A 21,904-nucleotide genomic window follows, 5' to 3' on the forward strand; every position below is an offset into this window, starting at 1 on the left:
CTGTCGGTCAGCGCGGCGCCATCCGGAGAGCGCCGTCGAGGCGGATCACCTCGCCGTTGAGCATCGGGTTCTCGATGGCGTGCTGAACGAGTGACGCGTACTCGTCCGGGCGGCCGAGGCGGGGCGGGAAGGGAACGGAGGCGCCGAGCGAGGCTTTCACGTCCTCGGGCATCGCTGCCATCATGGGCGTCTCGAACACGCCGGGCGCGATCGTGACGACCCGGATGCCGAAGCGCGACAGCTCGCGCGCCAGCGGCAGGGTCATGCTGGCGACCCCGCCCTTCGATGCCGCGTAGGCCGCCTGGCCGACCTGCCCGTCGAAGGCCGCGACCGAGGCCGTATTCACGATGACGCCGCGCTCACCCTCGGGACCGGGCTCGCCGCGCGCGATGGCCTCGGCCGCGAGGCGGATCATGTTGAAGCTGCCGACGAGGTTGATCTGGACGGTCCGCGCGAAGCTCGCCAGCGCGTGCGGTCCTGAACGGCCGAGGACGCGCTCGCTCGTGGCGATGCCGGCGCAGTTCACGAGGCCGGAGAGCTGGCCGAAGGCGTCGAGGGCGGCGCTGACGGCGGCGCGCCCGTCATCCTCGCTCGTCACGTCGGTGCGCACCACGCGGATGTTGGGTCCGAGCGTCTCGGCCGTTGCCCATACCCCACGCTCGTCGATGTCGGTCGCGACGACACGGGCGCCGAGGCCGACGAGACGCCGCGCGACGGCCTCTCCAAGGCCGGAGGCCGCGCCGGTGACAAGGATGGTGCTGCCGTCGATCTTCATCGCTCAACCGCTTGTTCGCGACGTGTTTCGGCCGCCACGGGCAGGGGGCGCCCTTGCTAGAGCGGCTTGCGGATCTTGCGCGCGATCAGGCCCACGATGCCCTCGCGGAAAAGCAGCACGCAGACCACGAAGACGAAGCCCTGGATGATCGTCACCCAGGCGCCGAACTCCGCGAGGTAATTCTCCATCGCGACGATCACGAAGGCGCCGGCGATCGGGCCGAACACCGTTCCCATCCCGCCGACGAGTGTCATCAGCACCACCTCGCCCGACATCGACCAGTGAACGTCGGTGAGCGAGGCGAGCTGGAACACAATCGCCTTGGTGGCACCGGCGAGCCCCGCGAGCGTCGTCGAGAGGACGAAGACCGCGAGCTTGTAGCGGGTCGTGCGGTAGCCGAGCGAGACCGCCCGGGGCTCGTTGTCGCGGATTGCCTTGAGCACCTGTCCGAAGGGTGAGTGGATGATCCGGTAGATGAGCAGCATGCCGCCGAAGAAGATCAGCGCCACGAGCACGTAGAGCACCCGGTCGTCGGCGAGACTGACGAGGCCGAACAGCTTGCCGCGCGGCACGGCCTGAATGCCGTCCTCGCCTCCGGTCATCTTGGCCTGCAGGGAGAAGAAGAACACCATCTGCGCGAGCGCCAGGGTGATCATCGAGAAGTAGATGCCCTGGCGCCGGATCGCGAGCGAGCCGAAGACGAGGCCGAGAAGCGCGGCGGTGAGCGTCCCGCACAGGATCGCGACTTCCGGGTTCAAGCCCCAGGTCTTGGCCGCGTAGGCGCTGACGTAGCTCGCCATCCCGAAATAGGCGGCGTGCCCGAAGCTCAGGAGGCCGCCGTAGCCGAGGAGCAGGTTGAAGGCGAGCGCGAACAGCGCGAAGCACAGCACCTTCATCAGGAAGACGGGGTAGAGCACGAAGGGCAGCACCGCGAGGACCGCCGCGAGGCCAATGAAGACCATGCGGTGCAGGGCCTTGGCATCCCGGCTGTCCGGCAGGGTGGCGGCGATCGGGGCGGCTTCGACCGGGGCGGCAGCGTGGGCCATGAATCAGGTCCTCGGTTCAGGTCCTCGGGCGGGGCGTCACGCCGGTTTGCCGAACAGGCCGGCGGGCTTCACCAGCAGCACCAGCACCATGATGACGAAGATCGCGGTGGCCGAGGCCTCCGGGTAGAACACCTTGGTCAGGCCCTCGACGAGCCCGAGGGAGAAGCCGGTGAGGATGGACCCCAGGATCGAGCCCATGCCGCCGATGACGACCACCGCGAAGACCACGATGATGAGATCGGCGCCCATGTTCGGATTGACCGAGTAGACCGGCGCGGCCAGGACGCCCGCGAGCGCCGCCAGCGCCACGCCGAACCCGTAGGTGAGCGTCAGGAGCAGCGGCACGTTGACGCCGAAAGCCTGGACGAGGGTCGGGTTTTCCGTGGCGGCGCGCAGATAAGCCCCGAGCTTCGTCTTCTCGATGACGAGCCAGGTGGCCAGGCAGACGACGAGCGAGAAGGCGACGATCCAGCCCCGGTAGTTCGGAAGGAACATGAAGGGCAGGCGCTGCCCGCCCGCGAGCTCCGGAGGGATCGCGTAGGGCAGTCCCGACACGCCGTACTCGTTGCGGAACAGGCCTTGGATGATCAGCGCGAGGCCGAATGTCAGAAGCAGGCCGTAGAGATGGTCGAGCTTGTACAGCCGGGCGATCAGGAGCCGCTCGAGCAGGACGCCGAACAGCCCGACCGCGAGCGGCGCCAAAATGAGCGCCCACCAATAGCCGAGCCCGGCATAGTTGAGGAGCATCCAGGCGACGAAGGCGCCCATCATGTACTGCGCCCCGTGGGCGAAGTTGATGATGTTCAGGAGGCCGAAGATGATCGCGAGGCCGAGCGACAGGAGCGCGTAGAACGAGCCATTGATCAGGCCGAGCAGCAATTGGCCGAACAGAGCCTGGGTCGGAACCCCGAAGATCGTCGTCATGGGCGGTCAAGCCTCGTCCGAAGAAGTGGATCCGGCCGGGCGCATCCGGCCGGTCGCGATCAGCCCTTGACCAGCGGGCAGCCGCCCTCGTTGAGGGGCCGGAAGGCCTCCTTGCCGGGGATCGTGGCGAGCAGCTTGTAGAGGTCCCACTCGCCCTTCGACTCGGCCGGCTTCTTCACCTCGAACAGGTACATATTGTGGATCTTGCGCCCGTCCGGCCGTACCTCGCCCTTGCCGAAGAGCGGGTCGTCGGTCGGGATCTCCTTCATCTTCGCGACCGTGGCGGCGCCGTCCTTGGCGGATTTCAGGGCCTCGACGGCCTTGAGGTAGTGCAGGATGCCGGCATAGACGCCGGCCTGCGCGGCGGTCGGTTTCTTGCCGCCGAATTGCTTTGCGAAACGGTCGGAGAAGCTGCGGGTCGCGTCGGTCAGGTCCCAGTAGAACGGCTCGGTGAGCACGAGCCCTTGCGCGACACGCGGCGTCAGGGAGTGGATGTCCGAGGAGAAGATCAGCAGGCCCGCGAGCGCCTGGCCCCCTTCCGTGATGCCGAACTCGGCCGCCTGCTTGACCGCGTTGATGGTGTCGCCGCCGGCATTGGCGAGCCCGATCACCTTGGCGCCGGAACTCTGCGCCTGCAGCAGGAACGAGGAGAAGTCCGAGTTCGGGAACGGCGTCTTGACCGAGCCGATGACCTTGCCGCCGTTCTTCGTCACGACCGCCGAGGTGTCGCGCTGGAGCGCCTGCCCGAACGCGTAATCAGCGGTGACGAAGAACCACGTGTCGCCGCCGCGCTTGACCATGGCGCCGCCGGTGCCGTTCGCGAGCGCCGCGGTGTCGTAGGTCCAGTGCACGGTGTTGGGCGTGCATTGCGATCCCGTGAGGTCGGCCGTGCCCGCGCCCGAGTTGATGTGAACCTTGTTCTTCTCGCGCGTCACCTGGTTGACGGCGAGCGCCACCGAGGAGGTGACCACGTCGACGATCAGGTCGACGCCGTCGCGGTCATACCATTGCCGGGCGATGGCCGAGCCGACATCGGGCTTGTTCTGGTGGTCGGCGGAGATGATGTCGACCTTGAGCCCGTGCTCGGCCGGCTTGAAGTCCTCAAGCGCCATCCGGGCGGCGACGACCGAGCCTTCGCCGGAGATGTCGGAATAGACGCCGGAACGGTCGTTCAGCACGCCGATCTTGACGGGGACCATGTCCTGCGCGCGCGCCGCAACGGACCCCACCGCCAGCACGCCGAGTGCCGTGGCGAGCCGAATTCCCTTGAGCATGTTCCTCTCCTCGTGCGCCGCGTGGTCTTCGGTCAGACGACGCCGGCGAAGCCGCCCCGCCTCTCCTGGCCCGTGACCCGGCTTGTTATGGTCGAGGGGACCTAAGGCCCGTCCGCAGCGGCAGTTTTAGACCCCGAGGTAAGCGTGCAGTTTGCCGATATTGGCGTCAAGCTCCGCATTCAGGATGCAGTCTACAACGCGGCCCTGTTCTACCACGAAGTGCCGGTTCGCCACGGTCTGGGCGAAGCGGAAGTTCTGCTCGACGAGGAGGATCGTGTAGCCCTCGCCCTTGAGGCGCGCGAGGGTGCGGCCGATCTGCTGCACGATGACGGGGGCGAGGCCCTCCGTCGGCTCGTCGAGCAGGATCAGCTTGGCGCCGGTGCGCAGGATGCGGCCGATCGCGAGCATCTGCTGCTCTCCCCCCGAGAGCTTGGTACCCTGGCTGGAGGCGCGCTCCTCGAGGTTGGGGAAGAGGGTGTAGATTTCGCGCACCGACATGCCGCCGGGCTTCACACGCGGCGGTAGCATCAGGTTCTCGTAGACCGAGAGGCTCGAGAAGATCCCGCGCTCCTCCGGCACGTAGCCGATGCCGAGCCGGGCGATGGCGCGCGACGACATTCCGACGGTCTCGGCGCCCTCGTAGCGCACCGAGCCCGTGCGCCGGCCCAGGATCCCCATGATCGCCCGCAGCGTCGTGGTCTTGCCCGCGCCGTTGCGCCCGAGCAGCGTCACGACCTCGCCCCGGCGCATGTCGAAGCGCATCCCGTGCAGCACGTGGCTCTCGCCGTACCAGCCCTCCAGTCCCTCGACGACGAGGCTCGGCCCCGCGGCGCCCTCGGGCGCGACCCCGCGCTCCGCCACCTCAAGCATGACCGGCTCCGATATAGGCCTCGACCACCCGCGGGTCCTGGGAGACGGCGGCGTAGTCGCCCTCCGCCAGGATCTTGCCGCGGGCCAGAACGGTGATCCGGTCGGACAGCGAGGCGACGACCGAGAGATTGTGCTCCACCATCAGGATGGTGCGGTCCCGGGCGATCCGGCGGATCAGCTCCGCAGTGCGGTCGACGTCCTCGCGGCCCATGCCGGCCATCGGCTCGTCGAGAAGCAGCATCTCGGGGTCGAGCGCCAGCGTCGTGGCGATCTCGAGCGCGCGCTTGCGCCCGTAGGAGAGCTCCACCGCCGGCATGTCGGCGAAGGAGGCGAGCCCGACGGCCTCGACGAGCGCGAGCGCCTCGGCGTCGAGCGCGCGCAGCACCCGCTCGGAGCGCCAGAAGTCGAACGAATCGCCGCGCCGGCGCCGCTGCAGGGCGATGCGGACGTTCTCCTTGACGGTGAGGTGCGGGAACACCGCCGAGATCTGGAAGGAACGCACGAGGCCGAGCCGCGCCACGTCGGCGGGGCGCGAGCGGGTGATGTCGCGCCCGTTGTAGCGGATCGAGCCGGCCGTCGGCGTCAGGAATTTCGTGAGCAGATTGAAGCACGTGGTCTTGCCGGCGCCGTTCGGGCCGATCAGCGCGTGGATGGTGCCGCGCCGGACCTTCAGGGCGACGCCGTTGACGGCGCGGAAGCCCTTGAACTCCATCGTCAGGTCGTCGGTCTCGAGCGCGAACTCGCTCATCCACCCCTCCCGCACCGGTTGCATCGGCCCGGCGCCGTTTCGGAACTTTCCATGTACGTCCGGTGTACGTCCGGTCCGTCCGGCGGCGTTCCCGCGCGCCCGAGTTGTGCGGAACTGTGCCGTGTCCGGTCCGGCGCCGCAAGCGATCCGGGGCGGCCCGGCCGCGCCGGGCCGGGACAAGTCCGGCCGGTCTGTTTGCGCGCCCCGGCCGGCGCCACCCTGGCCGTCCCGAGCGCGGCCCTATCTTGCAAGCCGATACGGTCCCGCTCGACGCCGGCTCGCGGGGCACCGGGCAGGGAGGTCTGCGATGGCCCATTTCATCAACGCGCGCGACAGCCTCGTCACGGACGCCATCGACGGCCTGCTCGCGGCGAGCGGCGGGCGCCTCGCCCGGCTCGACGGCTACCCGGAGATCCGCGTCGTGCTGCGGGCCGAGCGCGATCCGGGCCGGGTCGCGGTGGTCTCGGGCGGCGGCTCGGGCCACGAGCCCGCCCATGCGGGCTTCGTCGGCGCGGGGCTGCTGACGGCGGCGGTCTGCGGCGACGTCTTCGCCTCGCCCTCGGTCGAGGCGGTGCTCGCCGGCATCCGGGCCGTGACGGGGCCGGCCGGGTGCGTGCTCGTCGTCAAGAACTACGCGGGCGACCGGCTGAATTTCGGCCTCGCCGCCGAGCGCGCCCGCGCCGAGGGGCTCCTGGTCGAGACGGTGCTGGTGGCCGACGACGTCGCGCTGCCGGGGGCTGCCCAGCCGCGGGGCATCGCCGGCACGCTCTTCGTCCACAAGGCGGCCGGGCACGCGGCCGCCGCGGGCCGCCCGCTCGCCGAGGTCGCCGCGCTCGCCCGCCGGGCGGCCGGGGCGGCGCGCTCGCTCGGCATCGCGGTCTCGACCGCGACGATGCCCGGCTCCGAGCCGGAGCCCCGCCTCGCGCCGGGCCAGGCCGAGCTCGGCCTCGGCATCCACGGCGAGCCCGGCGCCGAGCGCATCGCGCTGCCGCCGGCCCGCGAGTTGGCCGCCCTGATGGCCGCCCGCTTCCCGGAGCCCGTCGCCTCGGCCGAGCGCCTGGCGCTGCTGGTCAACAACCTCGGCTCGGCGACCGCGCTCGAGATGCAGGTCCTGACGCGCGCCGTGCTCGACACCGCTCTCGGCGCCCGGGTGCGCTTCCTCCTCGGCCCGGCGCCCGCGATGACGGCGCTGGACATGCACGGCGCCTCGCTCTCGCTGCTCGCCCTCGACGACGCGCTGGAGGAGGCGCTCCTGTCGGAGACGCCGGTGCCGGCCTGGCCGCGGGCCTCGGCGGTGCGCCCGGCGCGCGTCGTGCCGCTGCCGGAGGGCCGCGCCCGCGCCGCAGTCCCGGCCTCGCGGGACGCCGCGGTCGCGGCCCGGATCGAGGCGGTCTGCCGGGCGCTCGTCGCCGCGGAAGCGCCGCTCAACGCGCTCGACGCCAAGATCGGCGACGGCGATACCGGCACCACCTTCGCGGGCGCCGGGCGCGCCGTGCTCGCCGATCTCGACCGGCTGCCGCAGGCCGAGCCCGCCGCCCTCTGCCACGCCCTCGGCGAGCGGCTCGGCCGCGCGGCCGGCGGGTCGAGCGGCGTCCTCATGTCGATCTTCTTCGCGGCGACGGGATCGAGCCTCGCGGCCGGCGCCTCCTGGCCCGACGCCCTCACCGAGGGCATCGCGCGGCTCAGGGCCTATGGCGGCGCCGGCCCCGGCGACCGCACGCTCCTCGACGCGCTCATCCCGGCGGTCGCGGCCCTGCGCACGGGCGGCGCCGCCGCGGCGGCCGACGCCGCCGAGGCCGGCGCGCGCTCGACCGCCGCGATGGAGCGGGCCGGCACCGGCCGCTCCAGCTACCTCGCGGCGTCGGACCTCGCGGGCCACGAAGATCCCGGCGCGGCGGCGGTCGCGATCGCGTTTCGGGCGTTCGCGGCGGGCTGATACGCCAGCCGCTTGATCGAAGCGGCCGGCGTATCAGCAAGCCCGCGCGGCGCCTGAGCGAGAACGATTTCTGCCATCGCGAAGCGATCAGTCGGAAATCGTATGAGGCGGTCCCCGGCCGTTCAGGCCGGGCCGGCGTTCAGGATGCGACCGCCGATGCCGATCCAGCCGTCGCCCGTGCTGCGGCCGTTCGCGTCGAGGGGCGCGAACACCTCGGGGTTGAGGTTCCAGTACGTCACCTCGTAGGCCGCCGGGTCGTCCGACAGCGAGATGGCCGGCCTGATCTGCCGGGCATGCGCGATCAGGTTGCGCAGGTTCCCCGCCGTCAGCCGGACGTGCAGCATGCGGGCATCCTTCCAGGTCGCGTGGCCGGCCTCGACGGTGTTGTCGGCCGCGACCGTCAGGTAGGGGCTGCCGCGCCGCAGGGGCACCGTGAAGATGCTGAGGCCCGTGCAGGTCGGGCCGCAGGTGTCCTGGTTGTCGATGACGGCCCCGTCCAGCATGCCGGGCCGCGTGTCGAAGGCGGTGACGCCCCAGATGAACGCGGTTCCCGTCACGGTGTCGCGCAGCGTGACGTAGGTGTCGAGATGGCTGCCGCCGCCATTCGTGCCGCCCGCGAAGGGCAGCCGCACCTCGACCTGCACGTCGAGCGCCTTGCCGTCGCGCCAGGGGCGCCAGCGCAGGCGCGGCGTGGTCGCGATGGTGGTGGCGGTCAGGCCGAAGGGCTGGCCCTTGTTGGCCCGCTGCTCGAAGGCGTCGAAGGCCGTCTTGATCGCGCGGGTGTCGATGCCGATGCCGAACTGGCCGCCGTATTCCTGCAGGCCGTTGAAGCCCGTCACGCCGTCGACGATGTCCTGGTTGCCCGGCCCCTTGATGCCGGTGCCGGTGTTCGGCAGCCCGGTGATCACCGAGGTGTCCATCCCGGTGCGGAACAGGGTGTTGTCCGGGGCGGCGCCGCCGTTGGCGATGTTCGAGAAGAAGGGGTGGTCGTAGACGTCGCCGGGCGGCGGCCTGTCCGAGTCGAAGATCCGCGCGTGGATGTTCGGGCCGTCCGCGCCGAGCCGCGTCGGCCGCCGGTCGAAGAAGCCCGAGGCCGCGTAGCGGGCGATCCCCGCCGGCCAGTCGCTGCCGAGGGACTTGCGCAAGTCGGGGTTGAGCTGCTGGCTCAGATATTCGCGCGGAGCGAAGCCGAGGCTCGGCATGCGGCCCTCGGCCTTGCCGTTCGCCCGCCAGTGGGCGAGCGGGTCGATGCCGGCCGCCCGCACGTCGGGGTTGAGGGCGAGGTATTGGCCCGCGTCGAAGACCGGCAGCGTGTCGGCGATGCCCGAGCAGGAGCGGCCGGTGTCGCGATGGAACCAGCCCCCGCCCACCGCCACGAAGCCGTGGCCCGGGTCCCGGCCCCGATAGGTGCTGACGATCCTGTCGTGCTGGTTGCAGAAATAGCCTGTCTGCGACTGCGCGAGGGCGAGGCCCGGCAGCAGCATCAGGCCGAGCGACAGGACGGCTCTCTTCACGGGCTTGCCTCGTCGTGGTCGGGACCGGTCGGCGCCCCTGACCTATCCTCGCGGTTCCGGCAAGGAAACCCGGCAAGGTCCGCGGGGCCGAGCGATGCGCGCCGCGGCGCCGGGTTGACGGTTGCTCCCGATCGGCCGCCAACGCGCGCTGCGAGGCCGGGATCGTGCCGCGCAGGTGAAACCAAGACCGCCCGGACCTGGAAATCGTCAGACCGCCAGGCGCCCTGGCCGTACCAAGCACGGCCCGGGCTCAGGCACGGGACGGCGCATCAGCCCGCCCGGCCGATCGTCGCCTCGATCTGGCCGTGCGGCTCGTCGGTCGGCAGGAAGACCGCGCCGCGGCCATCGAGGCCGAAGGGCGCGAGGTCGACCGGGACGTAGTGCCTGTTCGGCATCGCGAGGCGGATCTCGGCGATCTCCGGCACGGCGGCGAGCGCCGCCTCGCCCATCCGGTACATGCTGTCCTGGATGCCGTGGCTGAAGGTGGCGCCGAACACCGCGAGCAGCGTGTCGAGCACGAGGGCGTTCGCGGTGCCGTAATCGGCGGGCCGCCCGCGCCACGTCCAGGTCGCGTCCATGCTGGTGGCGGCGATGCGGTCGGCGGCGTCGGGCAACGTGCGGTAGGCATCGTCCACGAAGCCGGCGAAGCCCGAGCCCGTGGTCTTCATGAAGGTGTAGCCGCGCAGGCCCGAGCGCAGCTCGGAAGCTCCGCGCCGGGCGCGCAGGCCGACATGGCCGGTGCCGTTGCCGTCGAGGGTGAAGGTGTGGCCGTGCGGCGTGCCGTCGATCGCGCGGCGCAGCCAGCGCGTCTCGCTCGCCTCGACGCTGACCTCCTCGACCTGCGGATAGGTCTCGAGGAACACGGCCGCCACGTGTCCCGCGAAGGTCTCGGCATCGGCCTCGACGTGCCGGGCGGCCGTCACGTTGACGATGTTGCGGATGCTGTCGGTGGCCACGATCGACCGGTTGTCGGCCCCGGTCCAGGCCGCCGCGAAGCCGCCGCGCAGCATCACCCCGAGGGTGAGCTCGCGCACCTCGTGGCGATCGCCGCGCCGCGCGAGGCGCAGGACGCGCACCCGGCTCTTGCCGTAGGTCGCGGCAATTAGGGGCATGGGGGTCTCCTCGTGGACGGGGCGGGCTCGACGCTAGAGCACGATGCGGGAAAGTGGAATCCGGCTTTCCGGAATCATCGTGCGACCACAATAAGATAGAGCATGCTGCCGTTTCCACGGAATAGAAGCATGCTCCAGGCCGGGCTCGGCCAGGGCGGCAAGCGGGCGGGCCCTGCGCCGCGGGCTTGCGGCGACACGTATCGATGCCGGCGCGGATCGACCGGAAAGATCTGATACGGCGTCCGCCCGGTCCCTTCGTGTTGGTGCGGGCTCCCACTCTCGCCCTCATCCTGAGGTGCCGCAGCGCAGCGGAGGCCTCCTTCGAGGCCGCTGGCGCGGCGCCTCAGGATGAGGGCGAGGGTGGGATTCGACCATCGATCCGCGCCACGCGCTCCCCCTCTCCCGTGCGGGAGAGGGCTGGGGTGAGGGGTTGCGCCTTCTCCGGGTAGGCCGCGCCCCTCACCCGGTCCGCTGGCGCGGACTCGACCTCTCCCGCACGGGAGAGGTGGGGAAGCTCGGTCCGGCGCCAGCCGTCCCGCCCTCGCCCGCACCGAAGGGATCAGCCGGCGACGGTATGAACCCTCGCCCGGTCCCGCGCGGGAGGGAGGGCGCCCGGGCCGAGCAGGCAGGTCACCAGCTCGGCCGCGACGAGCGCCGCGATCACCGCCGGGCGCTTGTCGCGCACGCGCCCCCCGCCGATCGGGCAGACGAGGCGGGCGACTTGCGCCTCCGGCAGGCCGAGGTCGCGGAAGGCGCGCAGGAAGGTGGCCCGCTTCGTCGCCGAGCCGATCAGCCCGAGATAGGCGAAGTCGCCGCGTTCCAGGAGGCTCGCGCAGAGCTGGGCGTCGAGGGCGTGGGCATGGGTCATCACCACGTGGGCGGCGGCCGGCGGCGCGGCCTCGGCCGCGGCCACGGGATCGCCGACGATCCGCTCCACGCCCGGGAGGCCGAGCCGCGCGATCTCCTCCTGCCGCGCGTCGACGATGCGGGTGCGGAAGGGCAGGGGCGCGAGGGCGCCGGCGAGCGCGCGGCCGACATGGCCGGCGCCGTAGACGACCACGAGCGGCCGGGCGGCCCGCGCCCGCGCCTCCGCCCGTTCCAGCGCAGCCAGCGTCGCGGCATCGGCGCGGCGGATCTCGAGGCGCACGGAGCCGCCGCAGCACTGGCCGGTCTCCGGCCCGAGCGCGCGGCGCAGGCTCGCCTCGGCACGGCCCCCGGCCAGCAGGGCGCGGGCGGCCGCGACCGCCTCCCACTCGCAGGTGCCGCCGCCGATCGTGCCGAGGACGCCGTCCGCGGTGACGAGCATGGCGGCGCCGGCCTCGCGCGGGGTCGAACCGCGCGCCTCGGCGAGGGTCACGAGCGCGGCGGGGCGCCCGGCCGTCAGCGCCCTGGCCAGGGCGTCGGCGAGGGCCCCGCTCACGGCGCCCCGGCGGCCCGCATCCGCTCGACGGCGTCGAGCACGCGCTCGGGCGTCGCGGGCGCGTCGAGGCGCGGGCAGATCCGGTGGTGGGCCACGCTCGCCACCGCGTCCGAGAGCGCGTGCAGCCCCGCGATGGCGAGCATCAGGGGCGGCTCGCCGACGGCCTTCGAGCGGTAGATCGTCGGGGCCCGGTTCTCGTTCTCGTAGAGCGCCACGTTGAAGACGCGCGGGCGGTCGCCGCAGGCCGGGATCTTGTAGGTCGAGGGCGCGTGCGTGCGCAGGCGGCCGGCCTCGTCCCACCACAGCTCCTCGGTGGTGAGCCAGCCGAGCCCCTGGACGAAGCCGCCCTCGATCTGGCCGCGGTCGATCGCCGGGTTCAGCGAGCGCCCGCAATCGTGCAGGATGTCGGCGCGCTCGATCCGGTACTCGCCCGTCAGCGTGTCGACGGCCGCCTGCACGCAGGCCGCCCCGTAGGCGAAGTAGTAGAACGGGTGGCCGCGCCCGGCATCCCGGTCCCAGTGGATCTCCGGCGTCCTGTAGAAGCCGGTGGCCGAGAGCTGCACCCGGGCGAGATAGGCGCGGTGCACGAGCTCGGCCCAGGCGATCTCCTGGTTGCCGACGCGCACCCGGTTCGGCAGGAACAGGACGGTGCCGGGCGCGACGCTCCAGGCCTCGGCCGCGAAGGCGCGCAGGCGCTCGCGCAGGGTCTCGGCGGCCGCGCGGGCCGCCATGCCGTTGAGGTCGGCGCCCGCGGAGGCCGCGGTGGCGGAGGTGTTCGGCACCTTGCCCGTGCTCGTCGCGGTGATGCGGACGCGGCCGGCGTCGATCTGCAGGGTCTCGGCCACCACCTGCGCGACCTTGACGTGCAGGCCCTGGCCCATCTCGGTGCCGCCGTGGTTCAGGCCGACCGAGCCGTCGTGGTAGATGTGCACGAGCGCGCCGGCCTGGTTGTAGGCGGTCGAGGTGAAGGAGATGCCGAACTTCACGGGCGTCAGCGCGAGGCCGCGCCTGATCACCTGGCTCGCGGCGTTGGCGGCGCGGAGCCGTTCGCGGCGCCCCGCATAGTCGCAGTCGCGGGCGAGCCGCTCCACGAGGTCGTGGATGCAATTGTCGGCGATCGTCTGGTGGTAGGGCGTGACGTTGTCGCTGTCGCGCCCGTAGAAATTGCGGCGCCGCACCTCGAGCGGGTCGAGGCCGCAGGCGAAGGCGACCTCCTCGATCACCCGCTCGGCCGCCGCCATCCCCTGCGGGCCGCCGAAGCCCCGGAAGGCGGTGTTGGAGACCGTGTTTGTCCGGTAGGGCCGCGAGGTCAGGCGCACGGCCGGGTAGTGGTAGCAATTGTCGGCGTGGAACAGGGCGCGGTCGGTGACCGGCCCCGACAGATCGGCCGCGTGGCCGCAGCGGGCGGCGAGCACCATGTCGACCGCGTGGATCTTCCCCGTCTCGTCGAAGCCCACCGCGTAGTCGGCCTCGAAATCGTGGCGCTTGCCCGTGATGACCATGTCGTCGTCGCGGTCCGGCCGGATCTTGGCGGCGCGGCCCGTCAGCTTGCAGACGAGGGCGGCGATGCAGGCGAACAGGTTCGACTGGCTCTCCTTGCCGCCGAAGCCGCCGCCCATGCGGCGCACCTCGACGGTCACCGCCGCGTTCACGGTGCCGAGCACCTGCGCCACCAGCGCCTGCGCCTCGGAGGGGTGCTGGGTCGAGGTGTGGACCGTGACCTCGTCGTCCTCGCCCGGGAAGGCGGCCGCGATCTGGCCCTCGAGGTAGAAATGCTCCTGGCCTCCGATGGCCATGCGGCCGCTGAGCAGGCGGGGCGCCCGCGCGAGCGCGGCCGCCGCGTCCCCGCGCGCGAGCGTCATCGGCGGCCAGACGAGGCCGCCGTCCCGGCGCGCCTGATCGAGGGTGAGGATCGGCGGCAGGTCCTCGTAGGTGATCGACGCGAGCCGGGCGGCGCGGCGGGCGGCCTCGCGCGTGCGCGCCGCCACCGCGAAGACCGGCTGCCCGCAATAGGCCACGCTGCCCTCGGCGAGCAGCGGCTCGTCGCGGCGGTGGGTCGACGAGATGTCGTTGAGCCCCGGCACGTCGGCGGCGGTGAAGACCCGCACCACGCCCTCGGCCGCCTGCACCGGCGCGAGGTCGATCGCGGCGAGCCGCGCATGCGCCCGCTCGCTCAGGCCCAGGCAGACGTGCAGCATCCCCTCGGGCTCGGCCGCGTCGTCGATGTAGACGGCCGAGCCGAGGACGTGGCGCTCGGCGCTGTCGTGCGGGCGGGCCGTGCCGGCACCGCCGTCGATGCGGTCGGGGCCCGCCAGCGCCTTCGGCGTCTGCTCAAGCATGGGCGGCCTCGCCGGCGCGGGCGAGGCGCGTCTCGGGCGCGCCCGGGCCGATCTCGTGGGCGAGCCGCTCCAGCAGGTTGCCGGCGACGCGCAGGCGGTAGCCGGCCGAGGCCCGCAGGTCGGTGAGCGGCGCGAAGTCCCGCGCCAGCGCCGCCTTGAATGCCGCGACCGCGCCCGCGTCGAGGGGCCGGCCGATCAGGGCCGCCTCGGCCTGATGGGCGCGCTTCGGGATGCCGGCCATGCCGCCATAGGCGATGCGCGCGGCCGCGACGCGTCCGCCCGCGAAGCCGAGCGCGAAGGCGCCGAGCACGGCCGAGATGTCCTCGTCGAAGCGCTTCGAAACCTTGTAGGCGCGAAACGCGGTGCCGGGCGGGATTCGCGGGACCCGCACGCCCGCCACGAACTCGCCGGGCCGCAGATCCTGCCGCCCGTAGGCCAGGAAGAAATCCTCCAGCGGGACCTCGCGCTCGCGGCCGCGGCCGATCAGGTGCAGCCGCGCCCCGAGCGCGATCAGCGGCGGCGCGGCGTCGCCGATCGGCGAGCCGTTGGCGATGTTGCCGCCGAGCGTGCCGGCATTGCGGGTCTGGACGGCGCCGTGGCGGCGAAACAGCTCGCCGAGATCCGGATGCAGCCGGTTCAGCCGCGCGCCGGCCTCCGCGAGGCTGAGGCCGGCGCCGAGATAGAGGTCGTCCCGGCCCTCGCCCACGACCCGCAGCATCGCCACGCGCCCGATCCAGATCACGGGATCGAGGATCTGCAGTCCCTTCGTCACCCGGAGCGCCACGTCGGTCGCGCCGGCCACGATCGTGGCGCCCGGATGCTCGGCCATGAGGTCGACGAGCGCCCGGATGGTCGCGGGCGCGTAGAAGCAGCCGCGCTCGCCCGCGACCGCGACCGTCTCCTCGTCCCGCATCGCCAAGAGGCGCGCGAGGGTCTCGGCCTCCCGCTCGGCGAAGCGGTCGGGCTCGGGCGCGGCGAGCACCCGCTCGGCGGCGCGCACGATCGGCGCGTATCCGGTGCAGCGGCAGAGATTGCCCGCGAGCGCGTCGTCGATCGGGCTCGCGGAGAGGCCCGCGGCGTCCCGCTCCTTCGTGAGCGCGAACAACGACATCACGAAGCCCGGCGTGCAGAAGCCGCATTGCGAGCCGTGCTCCTCGACCAGCGCCCGTTGCACCGGGTGCAGCGCGCCGCCCGCCCCGCGCAGGTGCTCGACCGTGAGGAGCTGGCAGCCGTCGAGCTGGCCGAGGAACGCGATGCAGGCGTCGATCGCGCGGTAGCGCAGGCGCTCGGCACCGGATGGGCCCTCGGGGCGCGCGACCACGACCGTGCAGGCGCCGCAATCGCCCTCGTTGCAGCCCTCCTTGGTGCCGGTGAGACGCTCGGACCCGCGCAGCCAGTCGAGCACCGTGAGCGTCGGAGAGACGTCCGCGATCCGGCGTTGCTCGTCGCCGAGGAGGAAGCGGATCTCGTGTCTCATCGCCTGGTCCATCGCGTCGGTCGGCCGCGCCCCGCGCGGCAGGAATCGTACCAGCACGCCCCCGCCGCGATCCCGGGGCTGCGACCGCATCATACCACCGCCGGGGCCGGCCCGGCGCGGGCCGGGCTTCCCGCGCCGTCGCCGGGCTCAGGCGCCGCCGAACAGGGAGAGCGCGAGACGCCCGTGCTCCTCGCGCAGCCGCATCGCGTCGAGACCGACCGGGTGGCCGTCGACGACCCGCCAGGTGCCCGCCACCATCACCCGGTCGGCCCGGTGGGCGCCGCAGAGCACGAGGGCCGCGAGCGGGTCGTGCGCGCCCGAGAAGCGCAGTTCGTCGAGGGTGAAGAGCGCGAGGTCCGCCTCGAACCCGTCCGCGATGCGGCCGATATCGCCGCGCCCGAGGCAGCGCGCCGACCCTTCGCTCGCCCAGCGCAGCGCGTCGAGATGGGTGACGGCCTCGGCCCCGTAGGTGAGGCGGTTGATCATCAGGGCGTGGCGCACGCCCTCCATCAGGTTCGAGGAATCGTTCGAGGCCGAGCCGTCGACCCCGAGCCCGACCGGGCTGCCCGCCCGCTCCAGGTCGCAGGTGCGGCAGCGGCCCGAGGCGAGCGTCATGTTGGAGGTCGGGCAATGGCAGATCCCGACGCCCGCCGCGCCGAGGCGGCGCACCTCGTCGTCGTTGAAGTGAATGCCGTGCGCGAGCCAGGTGCGCGGTCCCAGCCAGCCGACCTCCTCGAGGTAGTCGACCGGGCGCTGGCCGAACAGCGCGAGGCAGTAGGCATCCTCGTCGAGGGTCTCGCCGAGATGGGTGTGGAGCCGGCAATCGTGGGTTTCGGCGAGCCGGGCGCTCTCGCGCATCAGCCGCTTCGTCACGTTGAAGGGCGAGCAGGGCGCGAGCCCGACCTGCACCATCGCGCCGGGCCGGGGATCGTGGAACAGGTTCAGAACCCGCTCGCTGTCGGCCAGGATCGCGTCGTCGTCCTGCGTCAGGCACGCGGGCGGCAGGCCGCCGTCCCTGTCCGACAGGCTCATCGAGCCCCGGGTCACGACGGCGCGGATGCCGATCGCGCGGGCCTCCTCGACCTCGACGTCGACGGCATCCTCAAGCCCCTTCGGGAACAGGTAGTGGTGGTCGCCCGCCGTGGTGCAGCCGGAGAGGAGCAACTCCGTGTAGGCGAGGCGGCTCGCCAGCCGGAACGCCTCCGGGGTGATTCGGTCCCAGACCCCGTAGAGCGCCCTCAGCCACGGGAAAAGCGGCTTGTTGATCGCGCGCGGATGGGCGCGGGTGAGCGTCTGGAAGAAGTGGTGGTGCGTGTTGACGAGGCCCGGGATGACGACGTGGCGGCCAGCCTCGAAGGTCTCGTCCACGGGCGCCGAGGGCGCGGCCCCGGCCGGCACGCGCTCGGCGATGCGGGTGCCCTCCACCACGAGGCCGCCGCCCGCATCCTCGGCGAGGATCGCCAGCGGATCGCGGATCCACAGGCGCGTCGCCTGTCCTGCCCGAACCGGCATCGCTGCTCCTTCTCGGCTCGTCGTCTCGGGGCTTAGGTTACGCCGAGCGGCGCGCGATTCAGAAGAGGGGACGGTGGCGCCGGCTTGACGACTTGCGCCCGCCCGGCGTCCAGTCGATCGCGGCGCCCCGGCAAGAGGGGCGCGGTTCCCGGCTGCGTTCTCGGAGACGAGTGGATGGAGATCGACGATCCCGCGGTGAAGGCCGAGGTCGAGGCCGCCTTCGCGCGCTACGAGGCGGCCCTCGTCGGCAACGACGTCGCGACGCTCGAGGCGCTGTTTCGCGACGATCCGCGCACGATCCGCTACGGGGCGGGCGAGAACCTCTACGGCATGGAGGCGATCCGCGCCTTCCGCAGGGCCCGGTCGCCGGAGGGCCTGTCGCGCACGCTCGGCGAGACGGTGATCACCACCTACGGCCGGGACTTCGCGACCGCCATGACCCTGTTCCGCCGCGCGAGCGCCCCGGGACGGATCGGGCGCCAGAGCCAGACCTGGCTGCGCTGTCCGGACGGCTGGAAGGTCGTTGCCGCCCATGTCAGCGTCATCGACGCTTGAGGCGCGGGCGAGGCATGGTTCGCCTCCCGGCCCCTCGGGGGCATCGGCACGCCGGCGCGACGGGGCCGGCCCGCCCAGGACGCCGGCTACGGATTCTCGCGCACGCCCGGGCGTGCAGGCATGCGCAGGAGCGATGCCGCGATGCTTTGCCGGATCGGTTGCTCGAACAGGACTTCGCCTGATCGTAGATCACGCATTAAAATTCAGTCGTTCGTCTAAAAATTTTTGTACTTCCGACGCGTTGATGATCTTCCGATCCTGGCCCGCTGCATTCGCAGGGCGGATGTCTCCACCGAAAGAACGATCTGCGCGGGCTGTGCGAATTTATGTGTTACGCTACATCGCTGGTGCCTGCCGTAAACGCTGAGCGTCGCGGATCGGTGTCAGTTGAACTTGTCAGGTTCGCAGTGCCAATATGGGATGAGGTCGGCGTATGGCCTCGATGACGTCATCCGTGCCGAGCGGCGCCTCCGAGGGGGCGGACGCGACCGAGTGCGACCGCGACCCCATCCACGTTCCGGGCACCATTCAGCCGGGCGGCGCCCTCCTCGTCCTCGACCCGGCGCGCCTGACGATCCTGCGCGCCGCGGGCCGCACCGCCGAGCTTCTCGGGCTGGCGCCGGCCGCGCTGCTCGGGCAACCTCTCGGCAAGCTCTTCGATCCGGCGCGGGTGCGGGCCCTGCGGGCGCTGCTCGCGCGCGACGACCTCGACACGCCGCTGCACGCCCTCGATCCGGACCTGCGCCTCGGCGCCGTGCCGGTAGATGCCAGCGTGCACCGGACCCGGCTGATCGCGGATCCCGAGGGCCGCGACGGGGCGGGCCGCAACGTCGTCGTGGTCGAGTTCGAGGCCGCCGACCTGCCCGATCTGCGCGCGCGGGACCCGCTCCATACCGTCCAGCAGATGCTCGCCCCGGTGCAGGAAGCGGCGAGCCTGCCCGCCTTCTGCCAGGCCGCCGTCGAGCATGTCCGCCGCGTGACGGGCTACGACCGGGTGATGATCTACCGCTTCCTGCCCGAGGGCGAGGGCTGGGTCTTCGCCGAGAGCCACCGGGAGGACCTCGAATCCTTCCTCGGCCTGCACTACCCGGCCTCCGACATTCCCCGCCAGGCCCGCGCCCTCTACCTGCGCAACACCCTGCGGATCATCGCGGACGTGGACGGCCCGCCCGCGCCCCTCCTCGCGCCGCCGAGCGCGGCGCGGCGCCGGAGCGGCGCCATCCTCGACATGAGCCAGTGCACCCTGCGGGCCGTGGCGCCGATCCATCTCGAATACCTGCGCAACATGGGCGTCGCCGCCACGATGACGATCTCGATCATCCGGGGTGGCCGGCTCTGGGGGCTGATCGCCTGCCATCACGCGATGCCGCGGCGCATCGCCCGCCATCTGCGGGCCGTCTGCGAGTTGTTCGGGCACATGTTCTCGTTCCAGCTCGAGACCCGCGAGCAGGCGGCCGAGGTCGAGACCCGCCATCGCCTGCGCCAGCGGCGCGAGGCGCTGGTGCGGCAGGCCTCCGAGGAGGCCGATCTCGCGGAGGGGCTCGTCCGGCAATGGCGCGACCTCCTCGCCTACGTCGACGCGGGGGGCGTCGCGCTCCTCGTCGAGGACGAGTTCTCGGCGATCGGGCGCACGCCGCCCGAGGACCATGTGCGGGCGCTCGTCGACTGGCTCGACGACGCCCATCCGGACGAGCCCGTCTTCGCGACCGCCTCGCTGTCGGGCCACTGGGCGCGCGGGCGCGACTTCGCCCTCGATGCGAGCGGCGTGCTGGCGCTGACGATCTCGCGCAGCCCCCGCACCTGCATCCTGTGGTTCCGGCCCGAGGTGGTGGAGACGATCCGCTGGGGCGGCAACCCGGACAAGCCGGTCGAGAACGGCCCGGGCAGCGCCCGGCCGTCCCCGCGACGCTCCTTCGAGGAGTATGTCCGCTCGATGCGCCTGCGGGCGCGGCCCTGGACGGAGGCCGAGATCGAGGCCGTCCGGATGCTGCGCCTGTCGCTGCTGGAAGTGATGCTCAAGCGCCTGGACCAGTGCGCCCGCGAGCGGAAGGCCGCTCAGGCCAGCCAGGAGGCCATGCTGTCCGACCTGAGCCACCGCGTCCGCAACACGCTCGCGACCATCCAGGCGCTGGCGCGCCATTCCCGGCGCAGCGCCCCCTCGCTCGACGCCTACGTGCACGGCTTCGAGCAGCGCATCCAGGCGATGGCGGCCTCCCACAACCTCCTCACCGACGCCGCCTGGGAGACGGTGGATGTGCGCGCCCTCGTGGCCGAGCAGCTGCGCCCCTATGCCCTCGAGGGCGACACGCTCTCGGTCGAGGGCGACGCCGCGGTGCTGCAGCCGCGGGCCGGGACGGCGCTCGGCATGGCGATCCACGAGCTCGCCACGAACGCGGCGAAGTACGGGGCCCTCTCGGTTCCGGGCGGCCGGGTGCGGATCCGCTGGGAGGTCCGGGGCGAGGCGCCCGCGCGCGCGCTCCGGCTGGTCTGGCGCGAGGAGGGCGGCCCGCCCGTCAGGCCGCCGGCGCGGCAGGGCTTCGGCAGCTTCGTGACGCAGCACCTCATCGCCTACGAGACGGAGGGCCGCAGCGAGGTGCTCTACCGGCCGGACGGCCTGCGCTGCATCATCGAGGTGCCGGAGCGGGGCATGGTGCTCGGCGCCGCGCCGGGCGCCGCTCCGGGCGAAGTGCCCGCGATCCTCGGCGCGGCGGCGGGCGTGCCGCGCATCCTCGTCGTGGAGGACGAGGCGCTGGTGGCGCATGTGCTGGAGGAGGCGGTGCGCTCGCTCGGCTGGGTGCCCGCCGGGCCGGTGGCGCGGCTCGACGCGGCGCTGGCGCTCGCCCGACGGGAGCGGGGCCGGCTCGACGGCGCGGTGCTCGACATCAACCTCGCGGGCCAGAAGGTCTGGCCCGTCGCCGAGCTGCTGCAGGAGCAGGGCGTGCCCTTCCTGTTCACGACGGGCTACGAACGGAGCCGGAAGGCGGTGCCGCGGCGGTTCGCGGAGGTGCCGATCCTCGGCAAGCCCTTCGTGGAGCAGCAGCTCATGGACACGCTGCTCTGGCTCGTGGCCGGACGCTGCTCCGAGCCGAACGGGCGCAGCACGTCGGAGGCTTGACGCGCGGGCCGGCGACGGGGAGCGGCGCTATCGACGGAACCGGCCGCCTCCGTGGAAGCCGCGTCCGCCGCCGTGAAATCCGCGGCCGCCGTGGAATCCGACGGCTCGCCGCCCGTAGGCGCCGCGCGCGCCGTACGCGCGCCCGCCATAGACCCGCCCGCCGTAGGCGCCGCGATACGCGTAGCCGCCGCGGTAGCCGTAGGCGCGCCCGCCGTAATAGCCGTAGCGCCGGTAGCCCGGCGCCCCGTAATAGCCTCCGTACACGTTCGGCCGGCAATAGCCGTAGACGCTGCGGTGGAAGCCGGGACCGCAGCCTCCCGCCGCCTCGGCCGCGCCGATTCCGAAGCGGCCGGTCTCGATCGAGCCGAGACCGAGCCAGGCCCCGAAGGCCAGGGCAGCGAGCGCCATCAGTCTCAGGGATCTCATGGCCAGCACTCCAGCTTGAACAGCAACCCGGGAGAACGTGCAGGCTCACTTCAAAGTTTCGTAGCTTCGGCCCGAGGCGCCGCAGCGTACAGTTATGTATTCGCTCAACGTGCCATCGGGGCTCTCCTCTTGGCGCGCCCGGTGCGCGCCGCGGCTTTGTCCGCTTCCTGTTGAAGGATGATCGCGCATTCGCGGAGATGCAGCGGACATTTTCGTACGAAACTGCCGATAACGGTGAGCATCGAGCGCTTTCTCGCGAGGGAATACCGCAGGTTATTGCGGCGGGCGGTCCGCGGGCTCAAGACGACCGGCGCATTCGAGAGGAGCCGTCATGCCTCGATACTTCATCGACGCCACGATCGGGCCGCATCTGTACCGCGATGTCGAGGGGGCCATCCTCCGGGACGATCTCTGCGCCCACGATCTCGCGGTGGCGACCCTGCACGATCTCGCGCGCCTCACCACGGCCGAGGGGCGCGATGCCCCGGTCAGCGCGACGGTCCGCACCGAGCGGGATACCTGCGTCTGCACGGTCCGGATGGACATCACCACGGATTGGAGCGCCGCCGGGGATCTCGCCGCGACCGAGCGCCGGGTCGAGCGCCTGGCCGGCCGGCTCCGCCAGGCAGGCTAGGGCGCCCTCCGGCGAAGCGGCTCGCCGCGCGCTCCTCGGCCACCGGGGGCGGGACTCAGGCGAGGAGGGCCGCGGCGCGCTGCGGCTGCGCGAGGGCCTCGCGGGCGACAAGCGCCTCCGGCAGGGCCGCGCTTGGGGCGGTGTGTTTCTGTGTTGGGTTGAGGGGTGTGTTGCGCTGGAAGAAGGCGGCGAGGCGGGGTGCGATCTCGGCCTGGAAGCGGGCGCCG

Annotated in this window: 17 protein-coding genes; 4 read left to right on the plus strand and 13 right to left on the minus strand. The window is 72.4% G+C overall.

The genetic code is table 11. From position 1 onward, the window contains the following. Positions 1-7 precede the first annotated feature (7 nt). The 6 genes from WDW90_RS14390 to WDW90_RS14415 all read right to left on the minus strand — a co-directional run bounded on the left by WDW90_RS14390 (position 8) and on the right by WDW90_RS14415 (position 5,637). Positions 8-775 carry a 3-hydroxyacyl-CoA dehydrogenase gene (locus tag WDW90_RS14390; RefSeq protein ID WP_336488081.1) on the minus strand — a complete coding sequence of 256 codons (768 nt, stop codon included), beginning with the start codon at positions 773-775 and terminating at the stop codon, positions 8-10. Positions 776-831: 56 nt separating this feature from the next. Further along, a complete protein-coding gene (locus WDW90_RS14395; protein ID WP_336488082.1) occupies positions 832-1,821 on the minus strand; it encodes a branched-chain amino acid ABC transporter permease in 990 nt (329 codons plus the stop codon). Between the two features lie 36 nt (positions 1,822-1,857). After that, positions 1,858-2,745, minus strand: coding sequence for a branched-chain amino acid ABC transporter permease (locus tag WDW90_RS14400; RefSeq protein WP_336488083.1), 888 nt, complete (start codon positions 2,743-2,745; stop codon positions 1,858-1,860). 59 nt (positions 2,746-2,804) lie between these two features. Beyond that, positions 2,805-4,019 carry an ABC transporter substrate-binding protein gene (locus tag WDW90_RS14405; protein ID WP_336488084.1) on the minus strand — a complete coding sequence of 405 codons (1,215 nt, stop codon included), beginning with the start codon at positions 4,017-4,019 and terminating at the stop codon, positions 2,805-2,807. 126 nt (positions 4,020-4,145) lie between these two features. Continuing rightward, positions 4,146-4,889 (minus strand): ABC transporter ATP-binding protein, encoded by a 744-nt coding sequence (locus tag WDW90_RS14410; protein WP_336488085.1) that lies wholly within the window; start codon positions 4,887-4,889, stop codon positions 4,146-4,148. After that, complete coding sequence (locus WDW90_RS14415) at positions 4,882-5,637, minus strand: ABC transporter ATP-binding protein (protein WP_336488086.1); 756 nt, start codon at positions 5,635-5,637, stop codon at positions 4,882-4,884. Before WDW90_RS14415 ends, WDW90_RS14410 begins: the two co-directional genes overlap by 8 nt. A gap of 307 nt (positions 5,638-5,944) precedes the next feature. Here WDW90_RS14415 and WDW90_RS14420 point away from each other — a divergent pair, with 307 nt between their 5' ends. Continuing rightward, positions 5,945-7,573, plus strand: coding sequence for a dihydroxyacetone kinase subunit DhaK (locus WDW90_RS14420; protein ID WP_336488087.1), 1,629 nt, complete (start codon positions 5,945-5,947; stop codon positions 7,571-7,573). 122 nt (positions 7,574-7,695) lie between these two features. On the opposite strand, the gene WDW90_RS14425 is transcribed toward WDW90_RS14420, so the two are convergent. The 6 genes from WDW90_RS14425 to WDW90_RS14450 all read right to left on the minus strand — a co-directional run bounded on the left by WDW90_RS14425 (position 7,696) and on the right by WDW90_RS14450 (position 16,947). Then, complete coding sequence (locus WDW90_RS14425) at positions 7,696-9,087, minus strand: hypothetical protein (RefSeq protein ID WP_336488088.1); 1,392 nt, start codon at positions 9,085-9,087, stop codon at positions 7,696-7,698. Between the two features lie 269 nt (positions 9,088-9,356). Further along, a complete protein-coding gene (gene pucL / locus WDW90_RS14430; protein ID WP_336488089.1) occupies positions 9,357-10,199 on the minus strand; it encodes a factor-independent urate hydroxylase in 843 nt (280 codons plus the stop codon). 559 nt (positions 10,200-10,758) lie between these two features. Beyond that, positions 10,759-11,619: a xanthine dehydrogenase accessory protein XdhC gene (gene xdhC / locus WDW90_RS14435; RefSeq protein ID WP_336488090.1), complete on the minus strand. Its 861-nt coding sequence runs from the start codon at positions 11,617-11,619 to the stop codon at positions 10,759-10,761. Further along, positions 11,616-13,958 (minus strand): xanthine dehydrogenase molybdopterin binding subunit, encoded by a 2,343-nt coding sequence (gene xdhB / locus WDW90_RS14440; protein WP_336488091.1) that lies wholly within the window; start codon positions 13,956-13,958, stop codon positions 11,616-11,618. The genes xdhC and xdhB overlap by 4 nt, the downstream gene beginning before the upstream one ends. Continuing rightward, positions 13,951-15,447: a xanthine dehydrogenase small subunit gene (gene xdhA, locus WDW90_RS14445; RefSeq protein WP_336488098.1), complete on the minus strand. Its 1,497-nt coding sequence runs from the start codon at positions 15,445-15,447 to the stop codon at positions 13,951-13,953. The genes xdhB and xdhA overlap by 8 nt, the downstream gene beginning before the upstream one ends. Before the next feature lie 135 nt (positions 15,448-15,582). After that, positions 15,583-16,947: an 8-oxoguanine deaminase gene (locus WDW90_RS14450; RefSeq protein WP_336488092.1), complete on the minus strand. Its 1,365-nt coding sequence runs from the start codon at positions 16,945-16,947 to the stop codon at positions 15,583-15,585. Between the two features lie 174 nt (positions 16,948-17,121). Between WDW90_RS14450 and hpxZ the strand changes: the two genes are divergently transcribed. Together hpxZ and WDW90_RS14460 are read left to right on the plus strand one after the other, a co-directional pair. Further along, on the plus strand, positions 17,122-17,502 hold the full coding sequence (gene hpxZ, locus WDW90_RS14455; protein ID WP_336488093.1) for an oxalurate catabolism protein HpxZ: 381 nt from the start codon (positions 17,122-17,124) through the stop codon (positions 17,500-17,502). 433 nt (positions 17,503-17,935) lie between these two features. Next, positions 17,936-20,617, plus strand: coding sequence for an HWE histidine kinase domain-containing protein (locus WDW90_RS14460; protein WP_336488094.1), 2,682 nt, complete (start codon positions 17,936-17,938; stop codon positions 20,615-20,617). 27 nt (positions 20,618-20,644) lie between these two features. Here the strand turns inward: WDW90_RS14460 and WDW90_RS14465 are convergent, their stop codons facing one another. Beyond that, on the minus strand, positions 20,645-21,043 hold the full coding sequence (locus tag WDW90_RS14465) for a GCG_CRPN prefix-to-repeats domain-containing protein (RefSeq protein WP_336488095.1): 399 nt from the start codon (positions 21,041-21,043) through the stop codon (positions 20,645-20,647). A 331-nt stretch (positions 21,044-21,374) separates the two neighbouring features. Between WDW90_RS14465 and WDW90_RS14470 the strand changes: the two genes are divergently transcribed. Next, on the plus strand, positions 21,375-21,677 hold the full coding sequence (locus WDW90_RS14470) for a DUF6894 family protein (protein WP_336488096.1): 303 nt from the start codon (positions 21,375-21,377) through the stop codon (positions 21,675-21,677). The last annotated feature ends 227 nt before the right edge of the window (positions 21,678-21,904 follow it).

Origin of the sequence: Methylobacterium nigriterrae (genome assembly GCF_037106235.1) — a bacterium.
Lineage (GTDB): Bacteria > Pseudomonadota > Alphaproteobacteria > Rhizobiales > Beijerinckiaceae > Methylobacterium > Methylobacterium nigriterrae.

Coding starts and splice junctions, on each gene's coding strand:
- WDW90_RS14390 (WP_336488081.1), bottom strand. CDS start 775: ATGAAGATCGACGGCAGCACCATCCTTGTCACCGGCGCGGCCTCCGGC.
- WDW90_RS14395 (WP_336488082.1), bottom strand. CDS start 1,821: ATGGCCCACGCTGCCGCCCCGGTCGAAGCCGCCCCGATCGCCGCCACC.
- WDW90_RS14400 (WP_336488083.1), bottom strand. CDS start 2,745: ATGACGACGATCTTCGGGGTTCCGACCCAGGCTCTGTTCGGCCAATTG.
- WDW90_RS14405 (WP_336488084.1), bottom strand. CDS start 4,019: ATGCTCAAGGGAATTCGGCTCGCCACGGCACTCGGCGTGCTGGCGGTG.
- WDW90_RS14410 (WP_336488085.1), bottom strand. CDS start 4,889: ATGCTTGAGGTGGCGGAGCGCGGGGTCGCGCCCGAGGGCGCCGCGGGG.
- WDW90_RS14415 (WP_336488086.1), bottom strand. CDS start 5,637: ATGAGCGAGTTCGCGCTCGAGACCGACGACCTGACGATGGAGTTCAAG.
- WDW90_RS14420 (WP_336488087.1), top strand. CDS start 5,945: ATGGCCCATTTCATCAACGCGCGCGACAGCCTCGTCACGGACGCCATC.
- pucL (WP_336488089.1), bottom strand. CDS start 10,199: ATGCCCCTAATTGCCGCGACCTACGGCAAGAGCCGGGTGCGCGTCCTG.
- xdhB (WP_336488091.1), bottom strand. CDS start 13,958: ATGCTTGAGCAGACGCCGAAGGCGCTGGCGGGCCCCGACCGCATCGAC.
- xdhA (WP_336488098.1), bottom strand. CDS start 15,447: ATGGACCAGGCGATGAGACACGAGATCCGCTTCCTCCTCGGCGACGAG.
- WDW90_RS14450 (WP_336488092.1), bottom strand. CDS start 16,947: ATGCCGGTTCGGGCAGGACAGGCGACGCGCCTGTGGATCCGCGATCCG.
- hpxZ (WP_336488093.1), top strand. CDS start 17,122: ATGGAGATCGACGATCCCGCGGTGAAGGCCGAGGTCGAGGCCGCCTTC.
- WDW90_RS14460 (WP_336488094.1), top strand. CDS start 17,936: ATGGCCTCGATGACGTCATCCGTGCCGAGCGGCGCCTCCGAGGGGGCG.
- WDW90_RS14465 (WP_336488095.1), bottom strand. CDS start 21,043: ATGAGATCCCTGAGACTGATGGCGCTCGCTGCCCTGGCCTTCGGGGCC.
- WDW90_RS14470 (WP_336488096.1), top strand. CDS start 21,375: ATGCCTCGATACTTCATCGACGCCACGATCGGGCCGCATCTGTACCGC.